The 18,839-nt window shown below is 74.3% G+C and carries 14 protein-coding genes; 1 reads left to right on the top strand and 13 read right to left on the bottom strand.

Annotation, left to right across the window (positions count from 1 at the left end):
• Window positions 1-14 precede the first annotated feature (14 nt).
• The 13 genes from ACZ6S8_RS14450 to ACZ6S8_RS14390 form a co-directional block, all read right to left on the bottom strand.
• The gene (locus tag ACZ6S8_RS14450) at window positions 15-1,340 is read right to left on the bottom strand and encodes a vWA domain-containing protein (RefSeq protein ID WP_469455552.1); all 1,326 of its coding nucleotides are present in this window, start codon (window positions 1,338-1,340) and stop codon (window positions 15-17) included.
• A 33-nt stretch (window positions 1,341-1,373) separates the two neighbouring features.
• On the bottom strand, window positions 1,374-2,978 hold the full coding sequence (locus ACZ6S8_RS14445) for a PP2C family protein-serine/threonine phosphatase (RefSeq protein ID WP_469455550.1): 1,605 nt from the start codon (window positions 2,976-2,978) through the stop codon (window positions 1,374-1,376).
• Between the two features lie 3 nt (window positions 2,979-2,981).
• Entirely contained in the window at window positions 2,982-5,897 is a 2,916-nt protein-coding gene (locus tag ACZ6S8_RS14440) for a serine/threonine-protein kinase (RefSeq protein WP_469455548.1), read from the bottom strand.
• Window positions 5,894-7,168, bottom strand: a complete 1,275-nt coding sequence (locus ACZ6S8_RS14435; RefSeq protein WP_469455547.1) for a coiled-coil domain-containing protein — start codon at window positions 7,166-7,168, stop codon at window positions 5,894-5,896. Before ACZ6S8_RS14435 ends, ACZ6S8_RS14440 begins: the two co-directional genes overlap by 4 nt.
• 77 nt (window positions 7,169-7,245) lie before the next feature.
• The gene (locus ACZ6S8_RS14430) at window positions 7,246-8,196 is read right to left on the bottom strand and encodes a glutamate ABC transporter substrate-binding protein (protein WP_469455993.1); all 951 of its coding nucleotides are present in this window, start codon (window positions 8,194-8,196) and stop codon (window positions 7,246-7,248) included.
• A 143-nt stretch (window positions 8,197-8,339) separates the two neighbouring features.
• Entirely contained in the window at window positions 8,340-9,719 is a 1,380-nt protein-coding gene (locus ACZ6S8_RS14425) for a hypothetical protein (RefSeq protein WP_469455991.1), read from the bottom strand.
• A gap of 204 nt (window positions 9,720-9,923) precedes the next feature.
• Complete coding sequence (locus ACZ6S8_RS14420) at window positions 9,924-10,919, bottom strand: N-acetylglucosamine kinase (protein ID WP_469455545.1); 996 nt, start codon at window positions 10,917-10,919, stop codon at window positions 9,924-9,926.
• Window positions 10,910-12,175 (bottom strand): 6-phospho-beta-glucosidase, encoded by a 1,266-nt coding sequence (locus ACZ6S8_RS14415; protein ID WP_469455543.1) that lies wholly within the window; start codon window positions 12,173-12,175, stop codon window positions 10,910-10,912. Before ACZ6S8_RS14415 ends, ACZ6S8_RS14420 begins: the two co-directional genes overlap by 10 nt.
• A gap of 5 nt (window positions 12,176-12,180) precedes the next feature.
• Complete coding sequence (locus ACZ6S8_RS14410; RefSeq protein WP_469455542.1) at window positions 12,181-13,020, bottom strand: carbohydrate ABC transporter permease; 840 nt, start codon at window positions 13,018-13,020, stop codon at window positions 12,181-12,183.
• On the bottom strand, window positions 13,017-13,898 hold the full coding sequence (locus tag ACZ6S8_RS14405) for a carbohydrate ABC transporter permease (protein ID WP_469455989.1): 882 nt from the start codon (window positions 13,896-13,898) through the stop codon (window positions 13,017-13,019). Before ACZ6S8_RS14405 ends, ACZ6S8_RS14410 begins: the two co-directional genes overlap by 4 nt.
• Before the next feature lie 157 nt (window positions 13,899-14,055).
• Window positions 14,056-15,390, bottom strand: a complete 1,335-nt coding sequence (locus ACZ6S8_RS14400; protein ID WP_469455540.1) for an ABC transporter substrate-binding protein — start codon at window positions 15,388-15,390, stop codon at window positions 14,056-14,058.
• Window positions 15,391-15,541: 151 nt separating this feature from the next.
• The gene (locus ACZ6S8_RS14395; RefSeq protein ID WP_469455539.1) at window positions 15,542-16,759 is read right to left on the bottom strand and encodes an ROK family transcriptional regulator; all 1,218 of its coding nucleotides are present in this window, start codon (window positions 16,757-16,759) and stop codon (window positions 15,542-15,544) included.
• Between the two features lie 149 nt (window positions 16,760-16,908).
• Window positions 16,909-17,997: a mechanosensitive ion channel family protein gene (locus ACZ6S8_RS14390; RefSeq protein WP_469455537.1), complete on the bottom strand. Its 1,089-nt coding sequence runs from the start codon at window positions 17,995-17,997 to the stop codon at window positions 16,909-16,911.
• A 285-nt stretch (window positions 17,998-18,282) separates the two neighbouring features.
• Here ACZ6S8_RS14390 and ACZ6S8_RS14385 point away from each other — a divergent pair, with 285 nt between their 5' ends.
• Entirely contained in the window at window positions 18,283-18,831 is a 549-nt protein-coding gene (locus tag ACZ6S8_RS14385; protein WP_469455535.1) for an HNH endonuclease, read from the top strand.
• The last annotated feature ends 8 nt before the right edge of the window (window positions 18,832-18,839 follow it).

Below are 18,839 nucleotides of genomic sequence, written 5' to 3'. Positions count from 1 at the left end.
CACGTCAGGTCTTCTCAGGTCTTCTTCACTCGGACGGTCTGAATCGACCGGGTTTCGAGAGTCATCTCGTCGGCGTCGGTGACCCTGGCTTTCAGCCGCACAGTACCCGCCGCCGCATCCACGACATCCACCACCTTCGACAGAAGCTTCGCGGTGTCGGAGTTTCCGGACACGTTCGCCAGTTGCACCGCCCGGCCCAGCTTGGCCGTGGCGCCGTCGACGTCGCCCATTTTGCGGGCTTCCAGACCCTGCTGGATAGCCTGCGCGAGCTCCGCCTGCCCGGTGTAGTGGGCGACTTGCGGGTTGATCGCGGTCGACGAGGCGAGGTCGTCCGTCCACACCGCGCGGACCAGTCCCTGGGCCAGGACGGACGCCGGCTCGCCGGCCGCCCCCGGCAGGACGAGCGTGGCGCGGGCCGCGAGCATCTCCTGGCCGACCGAGGCGCTCGGGACGCGCACGCACACGTGGTACTCGCGGGACTCGTCGCCCCAGGAGCCGGTCGGGTAGTCGCCGGCCCGCGGGCCCGCCTCGGTGCGGCGGTCCGTCAGGTCCTGCACGGCGGGCGCCACCTGCTTGACGTACTGGATCTCCACGCCGACCGGGGTCCACAGGCGCAGCGCCACGTCCGCGACCTCCTTGCCCATGACGTTCTCCATCATGTGCGTGAAGTCCCCGGCGAGGTGCGCGGGGTCGGCCACGATGTCGGCCGAGCCGAGCAGCGCGCTCGCGATCCCGGTGACCTCCTTGACCTCCCAGTCGGTGCCCACCCCGCGGGCGTCGCAGGTGAAGCGGCCCGCGCAGGCGTCGAGGGTGGCGCGCAGCACGGCCGGCTCCTCGTGCTCGTTGCGGCCGTCGGTCAGCAGGATGCCGTGCCGGATGACCGCGGCGGACTGGCGCAGCAGGCCGTCGGCCAGCCGCAGCCAGGTGCCGATGGCGGTGCCGCCGCCCGAGCGCAGGCCCCGCAGCGCCTCCTTGGCCTCGGCGCGGGTCGCCGGCCCGGCGACGGCGAGGCGGCCCTGGCCCGGGTACACCTCCTTGGCCACGTGGGTTCCGGCGATCACCGCGAAGGAGGTGCCGTCGCGCAGCGTGTCCACGGCGGCGGCCGTGGCCTCGCGGGCCCCGCGCATCTTCTCGGGCGGGTACTCCATCGACCCCGAGCAGTCGACCATGATCACGACGGCTGCCGTGCCCTGGAGGGCCGCCGCCCGGGTGGCCGTGGCCCCGCCGGTGGAGGTGGCCGTCACGATCGCGTGGACGTCCCGCCCGCCCTCGGGGAGGAACTCGTTCTGGTACACCTCCAGCGTGAAGCGCGGGGCGCTCGGCTTGGCGAAGTTCGCCATCGGTCGGTCTCCTAGAAGGCTCGGGCAGGCGGGTCAGGCCTGCGGGCGCGGTTCCGGTTCCGCTTCGGGTCCGGCTCCCGGTTCCGGTCGGGGATCGGGCTGCGCCGCGAACGGCACGACGGCCACGGTGACGTTGTCGTGGCCGCCGCCGTCCAGCGCGTGCCCCACCAGGACCTGCGCACTGTGCAGGGGGCGGACGGCGGCGTCCGCGGGGAGCACCCGGGCCATGTCCCGGGCGGACTCGGCGTAGTTCCAGAGGCCGTCGGTGCAGACGACGACCACGCCGGGGTGGTCCGGCTTGAAGGTGGCGGTGTGCGGTTCGAGGTCGTACATGTCGGCGCCGAGCCAGCCGGTGATGGCGTGGGCGCGCACGTCGGCGTAGGCCTCGGCCTCGCCCATCAGGCCGGCCGCGACCATCTGCGCCGCCCACGAGTCGTCCTCGGTGAGGCGCCGGGGCAGGGCGGCCCGGTCGTCCGGGACCCAGTACGCGCGGCTGTCGCCCACCCAGCCGATGGTCAGCAGCCCGCTGCTGACGACCGCGCCGACCAGGGTGCAGGCGGGGGCGTTCTGCGCGCCGGGGGTCTCCGGGGCCAGCGCGTTCACCGCGGTGGCGGCGGCCAGGATCGCCTCGTGCATGGCCTCCTGGGGGTGCGCGCCGCGGGGGAGCGCGTCGAGCAGCGCCTCGTTCGCGGCGGCGGCGGCCGCGGCCGACGCCTCGTCGGGGCGGCTCGCGGAGGAGACGCCGTCGCAGACGATTGCCACGGTGGCGGCGGAGCCGTCGGGCAGGGCGGTGGCCGCCACGGCGAACGAGTCCTCGTTGCGGTGGTGGCGCAGCCCCCGGTCGCTGACGGCGGCGACGCTGCCGAGCTCCTCCTCCTGGTGGTCCCGCTCCCGGGGCTGGGCGTGCCCGCAGTGCTCGCAGTACCCGTCGGTGTCCACGTGTCCCGCCCGGCAGGCGACGCAGGTCCTCCCGGCGGCGGGCGTCCCCCCGGGCGGCGTGCCGTTGCCGGCCTGCGGGGTGCCGTACGGGTCGCCGTGGCCCGGGGCCGTCCCCTGCGGGGCGGCGTACGAGCCCTCGTGCCCGGAGGTCGCGCCCTGCGGGGCGGACCGGGGGCCGTCGTACCGGTGGTGCTCCCGCGCCGGGTCGGCGCCGGGCTCCGGACCGGTGTCCCCGGCAGGTCTGCCGGGGTGGTCGTACCGGGCCGCGGGTGCGGGGCCGGGGGCGGGCGGGGCCGCGGGGGGCGCGGTGGCCGCGGGCGGGGTGGCGTAGGCCGGTTCGCCGCCGGTGCCGTACGCGGCGCCCGGCTCCGGCGGGGCGCCGGTCCAGCCCGCGGGGTCGCCGACGAGGGTCGGCGCGGCCGAGGCCGCGCTGCCCCAGCCGGGCGCCGGTCCGGGCGCGCCGTGGCCGTCGCCGGGCGGAGCCGGAGCCGGAGCGGGTGCGGGTGCGGCGGCCGGAGCCGCAGCCGGCACGGGCGCCGGCGCGGCTCCCGGTGGCGGCGGGAGGGGAACGGTGGGGTGGTCCGCGGCCGGAGCCGGGGGAGGGGCGGTGACGGCGTAGCCGCAGACGCCGCAGAAGCGGTCACCGTCCTCCAGGGGTTCCGCGCAGCCGGGGCAGCCCGACAGCCGATGCATCGACATCAATCACACCCACGTCCGGGGACGGAAACGGTTTGCCCGCTCCACCAGTTCGATCCTCTCCTCGCCCCGCTGTGCCAGCCGGGCGAGGACGCGGTACGAGCGCTCCAGTCCGAAGCGCAGTCCGCGCTCGTCGAGTTGACTGCCGAGCAGCGAGGTCCGGCCGGGGTCGGAACCCCGGCCACCCGACAGTACCCAGTCCAGGGCCGAGCCCAGAACCTCGGTCGCCAGCCGCTCCTGCCGTTCCGGGTCCAGCCCGAACCGCCGCAGCGCCTCCACCTGGTCGGAGGCGGCCCGCAGATCGGCCAGCAGCGGCTCCTGCGGCGACCGGTCGCGCAGACGTGCGCGTACGGCCGCCACCCGCGCGGCGGTGTAGTGGATGGACGCCTCCGGCACGGACTCCAGCGTGTGCACGGCCGCGTCCCGGTCTCCGGCGGCCAGCTGGACCCGGGCCAGCCCGAAGGCCGCGCTCACGAACCCGGGGTCGGTGATCCAGACGAGCCGGTAGTACTCGGCGGCGTTGTCGAGCTGCCCGAGCACCTCGGCGCAGAGCCCGAGGGCGAGCTTCGGAGCGGGCTCGCCCGGGAAGGCGTCGTAGATCGCGTCGAAGGACAGGGCCGCGACCTCGTCGTCACCGGCGGCCAGCGAGGCGATGCCGCGCGCCCACACCACCCGCCAGTCGTCCGGGTGCCGGTCCTCCAGCTCCGCCAGCGTGCTCCCGGCGGCCGGGAGCTCGCCCAGCTCCAGCCGGGCCCGCAGCTCGCGCAGCCGCAGCTCGGCCGAGTCGGCGGGCGCCGAGCCCAGCGCGCCCAGCAGGTCGGCCGGGGCGGAGGCGAGCAGGCCGGCCAGGAACCCGGCGTTGGGGTCGGCCGGGTCCACCAGCGGCACCGGCAGGGCCAGCGCCGTGCCCCGCGCGTCGAGGCGCGCCAGGCCCGCCGTACGGGACGGTACGGCGGCCACCGCCGGGCCGGGACCGGGGGCGGGCGGCGCCGCGTGCCGCGGCGCGGGGGCCGCGGCCGGGGCGTGCCGGGGCGCGGGCACGGCGCCGCCGGCCACGTGCGTGGCGGTGGTTCCGAGCGCGGGCAGCGGCGCCCCGGTCCCGTACGCGGCGGCGGGCCCCGCCACCGGGTACGGCAGCACGCCGGGCGCGGCCGGACCGGGGGGCGGAACGGTGCCGGGGTGCGCGGTGGCGCCGTGCCCGGTGGCGACGACCGGCCCGGTACCGCCGGACGCGCCGAAGCCGGCTCCGGTACCGCCGGCTCCCGCGACCCCGCCTCCCGCGGCGCCCGTACCCGCAGCGCCCGTACCCGCAGCACCCGTCCCCGCCGTGCCGCGGCCGAACGGGCCGCGCCTGCGCGCGGACACCGGCCGTACGCCCAGGCGCGAGACCTCCAGGCCCGCCTCGTCCGCGAACAGCCGGGTGTCCGGCACCCGCAGCTCCGGACTGAACAGCGTCGACAGCTGCGGCCGCGGCCGGCCCGTCTGGAGCGCGACCACCTCCCGCAGCACGCCCGTCAGCTGGTCGGCCATCTCCTGCGCGGAGGCGAAACGCCGCCCCGGATCGGGGTCGGTGGCCCGCACCAGCAGCCGGTAGAAGGACTCGTACCGCCCGAACACCTCGATGTGCTCCGGGTCGGGGAGCGAGTCCACGAACACGTTGGTGTAGCCCTGGAAGTCGAAGGTCAGGACCGCCAGCGTCCGCGCCACCGTGTACAGGTCGGAGGCGACCGACGGGCCCAGCTCCGCGACCTCCGGCGCCTGGTAGCCCACGGTCCCGTAGATGGCCGACTCCTCGTCGTCCATCCGGCGGACCGCGCCCATGTCGATCAGCTTCAGCTGGTCCTGCTGCTGGATCGCGTTGTCGACCTTGAAGTCGCAGTACAGGAGGTTGCGGCTGTGCAGGTGGCCGAGCGCCTCCAGCGCCTCGATCCCGTACGCGCACGCCTGCTCCACCGGCAGCGGATCGCGCCGACCGTCCGTCCGGCGCCGCTCGTTGGCGATCTCCTTCAGCGACTTGCCGCCCACGTACTCCATGACGATGTACCCGTCCAGCGAACCGGTCCGCTGGTCCAGGTGCTCCACGAAGTTGTAGATCCGCACGATGTTGGAGTGCTCGATCTCCGCCAGGAAGCGCCGCTCGGAGATCGCGGCCTCCATCGCGTCCTGGTCGCCGGTGTCCAGCAGGCCCTTGAGCACCACCCACCGGTTCGAGACCGCCCGGTCCACCGCCAGGTACACCCAGCCGAGCCCGCCGTGCGCCAGGCAGCCCGCCACCTCGTACTGGCCGTGCACCACGTCGCCCGCGCGCAGCTTGGGCACGAAGGAGTACGGGTGGCCGCACTTGGTGCAGAACCCTTCCGTCCGGCCCTGCCGCTCGCCCCGCGAACGCCCCACCGGGGCCCCGCAGTCCGAGCGCGAGCAGAACCGCTTGCGCTCCGGCACCTCCGGGTTCTCCAGGACCGCCGCAGAGGGGTCCGGACGCGGCACCTCCGGCATCGTCACCAGCCCGGCGCCGAGCCGCCCGCGCCCCGAGGACGAGGAGGCCGAGCCCGAGCTGCGGACCGACACCGACCGGGTGGAGGCGGTCCCGGTCAGGGCGCGCGACAGCCGTCCCGACACGGAGCGCCGGGACTGCGAGGAACGGGACGAGCGCGAGGACCGCGCCGACCCCGAGGACCGCGCCGAGCCGTGGGAGCCCTGTGAACCGTGCGAGCCGGCCGAGCCCCGGGACCCGCCGGACCCCAGGGAGCCCTTCGCCGCGCTGGTCATGCCCGTCGGCGGCGAGACCAGCTCCTCCGCTCCCGCGGCGACCGCGCCGGCGGGCGCCAGCCCGCAGGTGTCGCAGTACAGGCCGCCGCCGCCCATGTCCTCGTACGTCCCCGGGCAGCCGGGGCGAACGCACGTCGTTCCGGTCAGGCTCATGCGTCCTCCTTCCCCGGCCCGGTGGGCCAGTGGTGATCCGGCAGGGACTGCTGGGGCAACAGTGACTCGGCGGTCGCCTGCTGGTAGCGCAGGACGGCCATCTCGGCGGCCCGCAGGTCGCAGGGGGCGCTCCACAGCATCCGCCGGGCCGTGTCGTAGCGCTCGATCAGCACCGGGTCCTCCGCCATGCCGTGCCGGGCCACCTTCGCCTTGTACGCGTCGAGGCGTCCGCGCAGCTCGGCCCGGACGGCGAGGGGAGCCGTCACCGCCGTCAACGACTCGCGGGCCCGCCGCAACTCCTCGTCGGCGCGCTCCTCCAGGGACTCCAGCAGCGGCGAGAGCCGGTGCCACCGGGAGCGGCGCCGGTGTTCGGCCGCCGCCGCGAGCTGCTCCTGGAGCACCGTGGGCGGCCCGCTCACGGCCGGGACCTCGGACGCGGCGATCTTCGCCAGCACCTCGCCGCGCGCGGTCCGCGCCTCGGCGAGGGTCCGGTCCGCCCGCGACAGCACGTCCCGCAGGCTGATCAGCCGCTGTTCGGCGTCCTGCCGCACGTCCAGTACGGCCTCGACCTCCCGGCGCACGTCCTCCAGAGCGAGCGCGGCGCGGTCGTAGCGACCGGTGTCGGGCCGGCCGCCGCCGGGCGCGGAACTCCCCGCGACCGGCAGCCAGAACGCCAGCGGGTCCTCGATCACCCGCGCTCGCAGCCCGGTCAGCTCGGCCGTGATGTCCTCCAGGTCGTCGCCGGAGGGGTGCTCACCGGGGCGCACGCCCACCGAGTGGGCCAGCGAGCGGGTGCGGTGCAGCTCAGCGGCGAGGAGGTCTATGCGGGCGGGCAGCGCCGACCAGACCGCGTCGGCGGCCACGACCACGTCGAGGGAGCGGGCGTACAGCTCGTTCATCCGGGCCACCAGCTCGGCGAGCGAGAACCGCTCCGCCAGCGCGGACCCCTCCACCGCGGCACCCGCGATCAGCACCCCGGGCCCGCGCAGCCGCTCGGTGAGCTCGGCCAGTTCCTCGCGGTTCGGCCAGCGGCGCCGCTCGCGGATCTCCCGGGCGGCGGTCAGCGCCCCGCTGTAGGCGTCGAAGTACGTCCACAGCCGGGTGATGTCCGCGTCGGCGGCCGCCCAGCGCTCCGCGGTGGCACCGGTCAGCGCGGCGCCCTCCAGCAGGCGCCGGCCGGCGTGGTCCTGGAGGGCGAGCAGGGAGGTCTCCACGGCCTCGTGCTCCGCGCCCAGCCGGGCCAGCGCACGGTCGACGTCGTCCCGGTCCATCACTGCCGATCCCGCCTCCCCCGACTCCGCGCCGCCCGACCGCGCCCGCTGCTCCGACTCCGACTCCGCCACCGGCCTCAGCCGTCCCGGTACTTGGGCTCGGGCGGACCGCCGACGTTGGGCAGCACGGCCTTGAGGTGGACGCCGTAGGAGGTCATCCACGGGCTGCCGGCTCCGCCCGCGCGGTAGTCCTCCAGCACCTTGTTGACCCGGCGCACGAGGTCGGAGGCGTCCTTGTTCATCGCCACGCCGTAGAACTCGCGGGTGAAGGGCGAGCCGACCAGCTGCACCGAGGGGTCCTGCGCGGCCTGGCCGGCGGCGAGGGCGTTGTCGGTGACGATGCCGTCGACCTCGCCGAGCTGGAGGCGCACCAGGCAGTCCAGCTGGTTGGGCACGGTGACCGGCACCGAGCCGTACGACTGGGCCGTCAGCGTCGCCTCCGCCGTGGAACCGGCCGCGAAGCAGACCCGCTTGTCCTTCAGCGAGGAGTCGTAGCCGGTGATCGGCGACCCCTTGGGGGCCAGCACCTGCTGCCCCGCCTCGAAGTAGGCCGTCGAGAAGGCGACGTCCTCCAGGCGCTTGCAGTTGATCGTCATGGTCCGCACGACGACGTCGACCCGCCCGTCCTGGAGCGCGGGGACGCGCTGGCTGGTGGGGATGGCCCGGTAGATCACCGCGTCCGGGTCGCCGAGGATGTCCTTGGCTATGGCCCGGACCAGGTCGATGTCGAAGCCGTCGAGGGCGCCGCCGCGGGCCTGGTTGAGGTACCCCCAGCGGAAGCTGTTCTGGTCGACGCCCGCCACGAGCTTGCCCGCCGACCTGATCCGGGCGATGGTCGCCCCGTCCACGGTGGACGGGCGCAGGCTCGCCTCCGGGTTCTGGCAGGTGTCGGCCGGCGCGGCCGGGGCGACCGCGAGGGAGGCCGCCCCCTGCGCGGACACGACCGCGGCCGGGCGGCCGCCGTCCGGGGCGCCCTGGGCCAGCGGGAGCAGGGCGGCCGCGGCCGTGACCGCGCAGGCGGCGGCCATCGCGCTGACCCCGCCCCAGCCGCGCAGGCGCCGGGCGGCCCGCCGCACTCCGCCGGCTCCGCCCGGCTCCGCCGCCGGGACCCCGTGGTCCGCGCCGGCGCCGTTCGCCCCGGGGGCGCGTACCGCTCGTATCCGCATCGCTCTCACCTGTACTCCGAAAGCCTGCGCCCGATACCGAGCAGCGCCGCCGCCGCGCCGAGGGCCGCCAGGGCCGCCGCGCCCGTCATCAAACCGCCCAGGGCGCCGAGACCGTCCCGGGCCGCCCGGGTGAACTCCTGCTGCTCGTGGGCCACCGCCTGTGCCAGGGAGGCGTCCACCGTGTCGAAGGCGGCGCCGCTGCTCTCCTTGTGCGCGTCGTTGCCGACGACCTGGTCCCGGGCGGCGTCGTAGTCGCCCTTGAGGTCCGCCTCCCGGGCCGCCGCGTGCCGCGTCTTCCACTGCTCCACGCCGGTCGCCGCCCGGCTCAGGGGATCACGGCCGGCCTGGTCGTCCGCGAGCCGCCGGGCTGCCGCCAGGCCGGTGTCCAGCTGCTTCATGTTGTGCGTGAAGTCCACGTCGTACTTGTCGGACTTGTTGTCCTCGGCCAGTACGGCGCCCCGCGCGATCAGCGTCAGGTTCTCGCCGGCCCGTGCCTGGAGGGAGGCGATCCGCGCGTCGTTGAGGACCTTCAGCGACTCCTGTCCGTCGGCCCGCGCCTGGCTCAGGTCCGCCCGGGCCACCGTGTGCCCCACGACCAGCCACAGCAGCACCACCAGCGAGGCGGCCGTCGCGGCGACCAGGCCGTGGTTGAAGACCCGGTTCGTGCGCCGGTAGTTGCGCCGCTGCACCCACGCCAGGGCGGCGAGCGCGAGCAGGCCGGTGGCGATCGAGGCCAGCGGCCAGGACCGGGCCTCGTCGTGGTCGGTGTAGAGCCGCCGGGTCTCCGCCTCGTAGAGCCGCTGGGCGGCCGGCAGCAGCTGGGTGGTCATCTGCTCGTTGGCGTAGCGGAGGTAGGCGCCGCCCAGCGGCAGGCCCTGCCGGTTCGTGGCGCGGGCCTGCTCGATCAGTCCGGTGTAGCGGGGCAGACCCTCGCTCAGCAGGGAGATCTGCGCGCGGGACTCCTCGTCGACCCGGGTGTTGGCGGCCGCGCTCACGAGCAGCTTCGAGGCGTTGGCGATGTCCTTCTCGTACCGCTGGCGGACCTCGCGCGGCTCCTGGCCGCCCGCGAGGAAGCCGTTGGAGGAGGTGGTGTCGGCGTCCGCGAGGGAGCGGTAGATGCTGGCGGCGTCCGCGCTCAGCGGCTGGCTGCGGCCCACGACGTCCTCGGCGGCGCCGACCCGGCCGGACATCTCCCAGACGCTCACCGTGCCGAAGAGCAGGATCAGGGCGGCCACGGCGGCGCCGACGATCCGCAGTCGGCCGGGTTCGGTCGTCGCGGCCGCGCGCAGCCGCTCCACGCCCTCGGCCCATGCGGTGCCCCGTCCCGGCGGCCCGCCGGGCGGCCCGGCGTGACCGCCCGGCGGCGCGGGCGCGCGTGTCGTGATGGCCACCGTGACCTCCCCCTCGGTCTCTGCACCCCCGGATGTGGCCGGGAGCCTGCGCAGCAGTATGGACGTAGGGACGGCCGGTGACAGCACCGGTCCTCGATCTTGGGCGATACGTCCCCGGGGGCGTCCCCTTCGCCCCTTCACCGTCAATACGTCCCTGCGACCGCCACGGTTCCAGACCCGCGGCCCGTTCGGGCGGGTTCACCCGAAACGGGCACGGAGTTTGCTGTGGGCGAAGGGCTCGGACCCGAGCGCGTCCAGGCCGAGCAGCGCGGCCCCCAGCACCGGGGGCGCCGTGACCACCGAGATCCGGGCGTGCGGGGCGCGTTCGGCGAGGCCCGCGGCGATCCGGTCGTTCAGCTGCGGGTGGCGGGCGGCCAGCACGCTGCCGCCGAGGACCACGGGCGCCTCCTCGTCCAGCAGGTCCAGCCGGCGCAGCGCCACCGTCGCCATGGACACCACCTCGTCCGCCTGCCGGTGCACCAGGGCCAGCGCCACCGGGTCGCCCGCCGCGGCCACCGCGAACAGCAGCGGGGTCAGCTCGTGCCGCCGCTCGGCGGGGACGCGGCCCAGGTGCATCTCCTCGATCAGCGCGTACATGGAGTCCAGGCCGAAGTGCGCGGGCAGCGCCCGGGCCAGTTCGGTCGGTTCGCCGCGCCCGTCCTCGGCCCGGGCCGCGAACCACAGGGCCTCCTCGGCCAGTCCGCCCCCGCCGCCCCAGTCGCCGGAGATGCGGCCGACCGCGGGGAAGCGCGCGGTCCGGCCGTCCGGGGTCATCCCGACGCAGTTGATGCCGGCGCCGCAGACCACCGCGACGCCGCGCGGCGCGGCGCCCGGGGGCAGTCCGGCGCGCAGCAGCGCGAAGGTGTCGTTGTGCACCGCCGTCACGCGGCCCCAGCCGCGGCGCCGGATCTCGTGGCCCAGTTCCCGCTCCTCCACCGGGAAGTCCGCGTTCGCCAGACAGGCCGAGACGTACTCGGCGCACGGCCCGGTGCCGCCCTCCCCGCGGTGGTCCAGGCCGACGGAGGCCATCGCCTCGGCGAGCACGTCGACGGCCGCGGCGATCCCCGTGCGGAACGGCTGGAAGCCCCCGGCCTGACCGGTGGCCGTCACCGAGCCGTCCGGGGCGACGAGCGCCACGTCCGTCTTGCTGTTGCCCGCGTCGATCGCCAGCACCGCGGGGAGGGTCACAGCCATGCCAGGTGCTCCTTGTTGTGCGCGAGGAGGCGGTCGGTCAGCGCCTCGGCCCGGTCGAACTGGCCGACCAGCGGGTGCGCCAGCAGCGCGTTGAAGACCCGCTCGCGCCCGCCGCGGACCGCCGCGTCCAGCGCGAGGTCCTCGTACGCCGTCACGTGCGCGACGAGCCCGGCGTACAGGGGGTCCAGCCGGGGCGCGGCCAGCGGAACCGGGCCGGAGCCGTCCACCCGGGCCTGCACCTCGACGACCGCGTCGTCGGGGAGGAACGGCAGGGTGCCGTCGTTGCGGGTGTTGACCACCTGCACGGCCGGACCGCCGCCGCCCAGCAGCGAGGCCGCGAGGTCCACGGCCGCTTCCGAGTAGAAGGCGCCGCCCCGCTTGGCCAGCAGCGCGGGCTTCTCGTCCAGTGCGGGGTCGCCGTACAGGGCGAGCAGTTCGCGTTCCATCGCGGCCACCTCGGCGGCCCGCGAGGGCTTGGAGCCGAGCTCCCGGACGACCTCGTCGTGCGCGTAGAAGTAGCGCAGGTAGTACGAGGGCACCACGCCGAGCCGGTCCAGCACCGCGCGAGGCAGGTGCAGGTCCCCGGCGATCGCGTCCGCGTGGTCGGCGAGCAGCCGCGGCAGCAGGTCCTCGCCCTCCGGGCCGCCCCGGCGGACGCCCAGCTCCCAGGTGAGGTGGTTGAGCCCGACGTGGTCCAGGTGGATGTCGGCGGGGGCCAGGTCGAGCAGGGCCGCGAACTTCCGCTGGAAGCCGATGGCGACGTTGCACAGTCCGACGGCCTTGTGCCCGGCCTGGAGCAGGGCCCGGGTGACGATCCCGACCGGGTTGGTGAAGTCGATGATCCAGGCGTCCGGGCTGGCCCGGCGGACCCGTTCGGCGATGTCGAGGACCACCGGGACGGTGCGCAGGGCCTTCGCCAGGCCGCCCGCGCCGGTGGTCTCCTGGCCGACGCAGCCGCACTCCAGCGGCCAGGTCTCGTCCTGGAGCCGGGCTGCCTGGCCGCCGACGCGCAGCTGGATCAGGACCGCGTCGGCGCCCTCGACCCCCGCGTCGAGGTCGGAGGTGGTGGTGATCCTGCCGGGGTGGCCCTGCCGGGCGAAGATCCGCCGGGCCAGGCCGCCGATCAGCTCCAGCCGGCCGGCGGCGGGGTCGATCAGCACCAGTTCGGAGACCGGCAGGCTGTCGCGCAGCCGGGCGAAGCCGTCGATCAGCTCGGGCGTGTAGGTGGAACCGCCGCCCACCACTGCGAGTTTCATGGTCATCAGCCTTTCACTCCGGTCAGGGTGACGCCTTCGACGAACGCCTTCTGGGCGAAGAAGAAGAGGACGATCACCGGTGCCATGACCAGTACGGTCGCGGCCATGGTCAGGTTCCAGTTGGTGTGGTGGGCGCCCTTGAAGGACTCCAGCCCGTAGCTGAGGGTCCAGGCGGCCGGGTTGTCCGAGGCGTAGATCTGCGGGCCGAAGTAGTCGTTCCAGGCGTAGAAGAACTGGAACAGGGCGACGGCCGCGATCCCGGGCCTGGCCATCGGCAGGACGACGCGCAGCAGGGTGCGCAGTTCGCCGCAGCCGTCGACGCGGGCCGCGTCGAGGTACTCGTCGGGGATGGTCAGCAGGAACTGGCGGAGCAGGAAGATGGAGAAGGCGTCGCCGAAGGCCATCGGGACGATCAGCGGCCACAGGCTGCCCGTCATGCCGAGCTGTTTCGCCCAGAAGAGGTACATGGGGATGACCACCACCTGCGGCGGCAGCATCATCATGGCGATGACGAGCATCAGCGACAGGCGCCGTCCGCGGAAGCGGAACTTGGCGAGGGCGTAGGCCACGGGCACCGAGGAGACCACGGTCAGCAGGGTGCCGAGCCCGGCGTACAGCAGGGTGTTGCGCCACCAGGTCAGGAAGCCGGGGGTGTTCCACACCGTGGCGTAGTTGCCCCACTCCCAGGTGTCGGGCCACAGGTCGCGGGTCAGGGCCTGCCGGTCGCCCATCAGGGAGGTCAGCAGGAGGAAGACGAACGGGAGGACGAAGAACAGGGCGGCGGCCACGCCGAGGGAGTGCACCCCGACCCAGTGGAGGACGGCCTTGCGGCTGCGCGTGCTCACTCACCTGCTCCGATCAGTCCGCCACGGCGGCGCATCAGGAGCGCGGTGAAGGCCATGGACAGGGCGAACAGGACCAGCGCGATGACGCAGGCGGTGCCGTAGTCGAAGCGCTGGAACCCGAGGTTGTAGACGAGCTGGGGCAGGGTCAGGGTGGACTTGTCGGGGTAGCCCGGTTCGAACTGCTGGCCCGAGCCGCCGATCACCCCGGCCGCCACCTTCCCGGCCACGAGCGGCTGGGTGTAGTACTGCATCGCCTGGATGACCCCGGTGACGACCGCGAACAGGACGATCGGGGAGATGTTCGGCAGGGTGATGTGGCGGAAGCGCGCCCAGGCTCCGGCGCCGTCCAGCTCGGCGGCCTCGTACTGCTCCCTCGGCACGTCGAGCAGGGCGGCCATGAAGATGACCATCAGGTCGCCGACGCCCCACAGGGCGAGGGCGGTGAGCGCCGGCTTGGACCAGGCGGGGTCGGTGAACCAGCCTGGGGTGGGCAGTCCGACCGAGTCCAGCAGGGTGTTGACGGGGCCGGTGCCGGGGTTGAGCAGGAAGACGAAGGCCAGCGTGGCGGCGACCGGCGGGGCCAGGTAGGGCAGGTAGAAGAGGGTCCGGAAGACCCCGGTGCCGGTCTTGATCTTCGTGATGAGCAGGCCGATGCCGAGTCCGAAGGCGACGCGGCAGCCGACCATCACCACGACGAGCCACAGGGTGTTGCGCATCGCCGGCCAGAAGGCGGGCGAGTCGGTGAAGACGTAGGACCAGTTGTCGAGCCCGTTGAAGACGGGCGGCCGGAAGCCGTCGTACTTGGTGAAGGAGAAGTACACGGTGGACAGGAGCGGGTAGGCGAAGAAGACCGCGAACCCGATCAGCCAGGGGGACATGAAGGCCGCGGTCCGCAGGGCGGACCGCCGGCGCCTCGTCCGCGCGGCGCGGACGGCGCGGGCGGCCGCGCCGCCGGCGCCGCCGTCCGCGGCCGTGTCGGGGGCCCCGTCAGGGGCGGTGGGGGCCGCGGTGCGTGCGGCGGCGGAGGTCATCGGGCTACTTCGCCTTCGCGATGTCCGTGTCGATCTGCTGGTCGACCTTGGCGAGGCCGGCCGTGATGTCGGCGACGGCGCCCTTCTCGACCCCGTACGCGAAGTCCTCGAAGGTCAGCTGGTAGGTGCCGCCGTCGGCCTGGGCGGGGGTGGTGCTGGACTTCGGGTGCCGGGCGATGTCGACGAAGGTCTTGAACTCAGGCGTCAGCTGGAGGTCGGGGGAGTCCAGCGCCGCCAGGGTGGACGGCACGTTGTGGATGGCGTTGGCGAAGGCCACCACCGCCTCGGTGTCGGTGGTCATGTACTTGACCAGCTCCCAGGCGGCGTTCTGCTTCGTGCTCACCGAGGCGATGCCCATGATCGTGCCGGAGAGGTAGCCCTTGCCGTAGTCGGCGGCCCGGTCATCGGGCACCGGCAGCGGCGCGGTGCCGATCTCGAAGCCGACCCCCGCGTCCTTGGCCATCGCGGCCCGCCACTCGCCGTCGATCTGCATGGCGACCTGGCCGCGGTGGAAGGGGTGTTCGGCGCTCCACTCGTCGCCGAAGGTGGTGCGGAACCTCTCCAGCTTCTCGTACCCGCCGAGCTTCTCGACCAGGTCCTTCTGCGCGGTGAGCATCTGCGCGAAGGCCGGGTCCTTGGACAGGCCCGCCTTCCCGTCGGCGCCGAAGTACGTGGCGCCCCACTGGGCGGCGAGGCGGGTCGGCTTCGTCTCGTACCCGTGGAAGGTGGGCATCAGGCCGACCTGCTCGTACGAGTCGCCCTTGGGCTTGGTCAGCTTCTGCGCGACCTCGGTGAACCGGCTCCACGTCTTGGGCGGTTCGGTGATGCCGGCGGCGGCGAAGGCGGTCTTGTTGTAGACGAGCCCGTACGCGTCGTTCAGCAGCGGCAGCGTGCACTGGTTGCCGTTGAACTGGGTGTACTCCAGCAGGGTCTTGGGGAAGACCTTCGTCTTGTCGATCCCGGACTTCTCCAGGAAGGGGTTCAGGTCGGCGAAGGCGCGGGAGTTGCAGAACTTGCCGACGCTGTCGGTGGTGAAGGAGGAGACCACGTCGGGGGCGCCGTTCCCGCCCGCCCGCAGCGCCTGGTTGATCTTGTCGTCGGTCATGTTGCCGGTGACCTTGACCTTGATGTTCGGGTGCGCCTTCTCGAACCGCGCGATGTTCTCCTCGATCGCCTTGACCTCGCTCGGCGCGGACCAGCCGTGCCAGAAGGAAAGGGTGACGTCCTTCGTCGGATCGTCGGCGGCCGCGTTCCCGCTCTGGCCCGTACAGGCCGTGGCGAGTACGGATATGGCGGCGAGGAGGGTGGCCGCGCCGGTCAGGCGTCCGGTTCTGGGCATGGCGGTGCTCGCTCTCTGCGGGAGGAACTTCCGGGAGGGGTGCCAGGGGAGGTGCGGGTGGGCCTTCGGGGGAGGGTTCGGGGAGGTCTTCGGGTCGGCGGCCGGCGGTAGGCGGTGGGCGGCCGGCGACCGCGGCCGCCGGCCGGTCCGGTCAGCGGGAGGTGTCGAACACCGCGTCGCGGGTGGCCGCCAGCGCGCTCTCCAGCGCGCCGTGCAGCACCGGCCGTTCGCGCACCTGGCCGGCGACCAGGCGGGGCCGGGAGGGGGCCAGTTCGGCGAGCTCGGCCTCCAGCAGGCCGCGCAGCGGTTCCCCGCCGGCGGTGATCACCGCTCCGGACAGGACCACGATCTCCGGGTCCAGTACGGCGACCAGCGAGGCCAGACCGGTGGCCAGACCGGTGGCGTAGGCCTGGAGGAAGGCCAGGTGCGGCCCTTCGGGGGTCTCCGCGGCCCGGGCGAGCAGCGCGACGGCCGCGCCGACCTGCGGGGCGTACGGGCCGCCGGGCGCGGGTCCGGGCGGCACCTCGACGCCGAGCTCCGCGGCCAGCCGGGGCAGCGCCTGGAAGCCGGCCAGTTCCTGGAAGCCGCCGGAGTTGGCCCGGGTGACCTGGCGGACCAGCGGGTGGCCGGGTACGGGCAGGAAGCCCACCTCGCCGGCGCCGCCGGTCCAGCCGCGGTGCAGCCGGCCGCCGAGCACCAGGGCGGCGCCGAGCCCCTCCTCGTTCCACAGCAGGACGAAGTCCTCGTGGCCGCGGGCGGCGCCGAGGCGCTGCTCGGCGACCGCGGCGAGGTTGACGTCGTTCTCGTACTCGACGGGCATCGGCAGGGCCGCCGCGAGGTCGTCGAGGAGAGTGGGGGAGTGCCAGCCGGGGAGGTGGCTGGCGTAACGGAGCCGGCCCGTCTGCGGGTCGAAGGCGCCGGGGGTGGCGATGACCACCCGGTGCAGGTCGGAGCGGTGCAGCCCGGCGGCCTTGACGGCGCCGCCGAGGGCCTCGCAGACCTGGTCGACGGCTTCGGCGCCCTCGGCGTACGGGACTTCGTGGGTGCCGGTCACCGTGCCGGTGAGGTCGGCGACGGCCGCCAGCACGCGCTCCGGGGTGACGTCCAGCCCACCCACGTACGCCGCCCGGGGGTTGACGGCGTACAGCTGGGCGCTGGGTCCCGGGCGGCCGCCGTCGGTACCGGTGGCGACGACGAGCCCGGCGGCCTCCAGGCGGGCCAGCAGCTGGGAGGCGGTGGGCTTGGACAGCCCCGTCAGATGTCCGATCCGGGTGCGGGAGAGCGGGCCGTGCGCCAGCAGGAGGTCGAGGGCGGCCCGGTCGTTCATGGCGCGCAGGAGGCTGGGCGTTCCGGGCGTGGCGGCGGGCATGTCGGGGTCTCTCCCTCACCGAGATGAACTGTTAGGTAAGTTTCCTATCGCAGTTCGACCCCTGTCAATGCCGCCGCCCCGCAGGAATGGCCTGCGGGGCGGCGGAAAGCGGGGGCGGGGGACCCGGCGGGCGGATTCCCCGCGCGGTCCTACTTGGTGATCCTCGGGGCGCCGGACGCGCTCTGCGGCGGTATCGGGGCGGTGGCCAGCGACTGCGGCGACGTCGGGTTCGCCAGCGCCGAGGGCGCGGCCGTCCCGGCCGACGGGTCCACCGGGGCGTCCTCCTCGTCTCCGTCCGGCAGTCCGCCCACGATGCGGATGCCCGCGGCGTCGAAGGCCTCCTTGATGCGCCAGCGCAGCTCGCGCTCCACCGCGAACTGCTGGCCCGGCATCGTCTTGGCCGACACCTTCACGGTCATCGACGCGAGCAGCACCTCGTCCAGACCCAGCACCTCCACCGGGCCCCACAGGCGCTCGTCCCACGGCGACTCCTTCGCCAGGCAGTCGGCGACCTCCTGGACCACCTCGCGGATCCGCGGCAGGTTCTCCGTCGGCTTGACCTGGACGTCGACCGTCGCGGTCGCCCAACCCTGGCTCAGGTTGCCGATCCGCTTGATCTCGCCGTTGCGCACGTACCAGATCTCGCCGTTGTCCCCGCGGAGCTTGGTCACGCGCAGTCCGACCTCGATGACCTCGCCGGAGGCCACTCCCGCGTCGATCTTGTCCCCGACGCCGTACTGGTCCTCCAGGATCATGAACACGCCGGAGAGGAAGTCCGTCACCAGGTTCCGGGCGCCGAAACCGATCGCCACACCGGCCACACCGGCACTCGCCAGCAGCGGCCCCAGGTTGATGTCGAGCGCTCCGAGCACCATCAGCCCGGCGGTGCCGAGGATCAGGAACGAGGCCACCGAGCGCAGCACCGAGCCGATCGCCTCGGAACGCTGGCGCCGCCGCTCGGCGTTGACCAGCAGGCCGCCCAGGGCCATGCCCTCCATGGCCTCGGCGCCGCGGTTCATCCGCGTTATCAGCTTGGTGAGCGACTTGCGGACCACCGACCGCAGGGCCCCCGCGATCACGATGATCAGCAGGATCTTCAGGCCCAGGTACAGCCAGTCGGCCCAGTTCTCCTCGATGAAGCTCGCGGCCTCGGTGACGCTCTCGTGCGTCTCCTTGAGCGTCGTGGACGCGTCCGGGGTGTCGGCTGCGAGCGGCAGCAGGGCGGCGGGCCAGGGCACGGCGGGAACCTCCAGGTATCGCGGCCTGCCCGCCGGGGGTGCCCCCGACGGAATCCGGCGGCGGTTGTGCGGGCAGACCAACCACACTAACGGGGCATTACCCGCGGCCCCGTCCGGTGCCCGGGGGAGAGACCAGGCTCACCCGGGGACGGGCCGGGGTGTGGTTGAAAACACCCCGGACCCGTTACGGGCGCGTGGTGGCGCTTCGACCAGCCATAAGGAGAGACTGGAGAGCAGATCGTCCCGGCGCGAGCCACGCGCCGCCGGCGTACAAGGAGGCAGTCCGTGCCGCACGTCCTGGTCCTCAACGCGTCGTACGAGCCCCTCGGCGTCGTACCGCTCCGTCGCGCGCTCGTCCTCGTCCTGGAGAACAAAGCGGTCTCCCTGGAAGAATCCGGCGCCTTCCTGCACAGCGCGACGCGAGCCGTCCCCGCTCCCAGCGTGGTCCGGCTCAAGCGCTTCGTCCGCGTGCCCTACCGGGGGCCCGTCCCGCTCACCCGGCGCGCCCTGTTCGCCCGCGACGGCGGCCGCTGCATGTACTGCGGGGCCGTCGCCACCAGCGTCGACCACGTCATCCCGCGCAGCCGGGGCGGCCGGCACGCCTGGGACAACGTCGTCGCCGCGTGCCGCCGCTGCAACCACGTCAAGGCCGACCGGCACCTGCTGGAGCTCGGCTGGCGGCTGCGCCACCAGCCCGCCCCGCCCTCCGGCCTGGCCTGGCGGATCATCGGCACCGGCCACCGGGACCCCCGGTGGATGCCGTACCTCCAGCCGTACGGGGCCGAGGACGCGCTGGAGCGCATCGGCATCGGCGTCGGGGCCGCGGCGTCGTAGCCGCTCCC

It is taken from the genome of Streptomyces sp. NPDC048461 (assembly GCF_055587105.1).
This window is presented reverse-complemented; position numbering and strand designations above follow the sequence as displayed.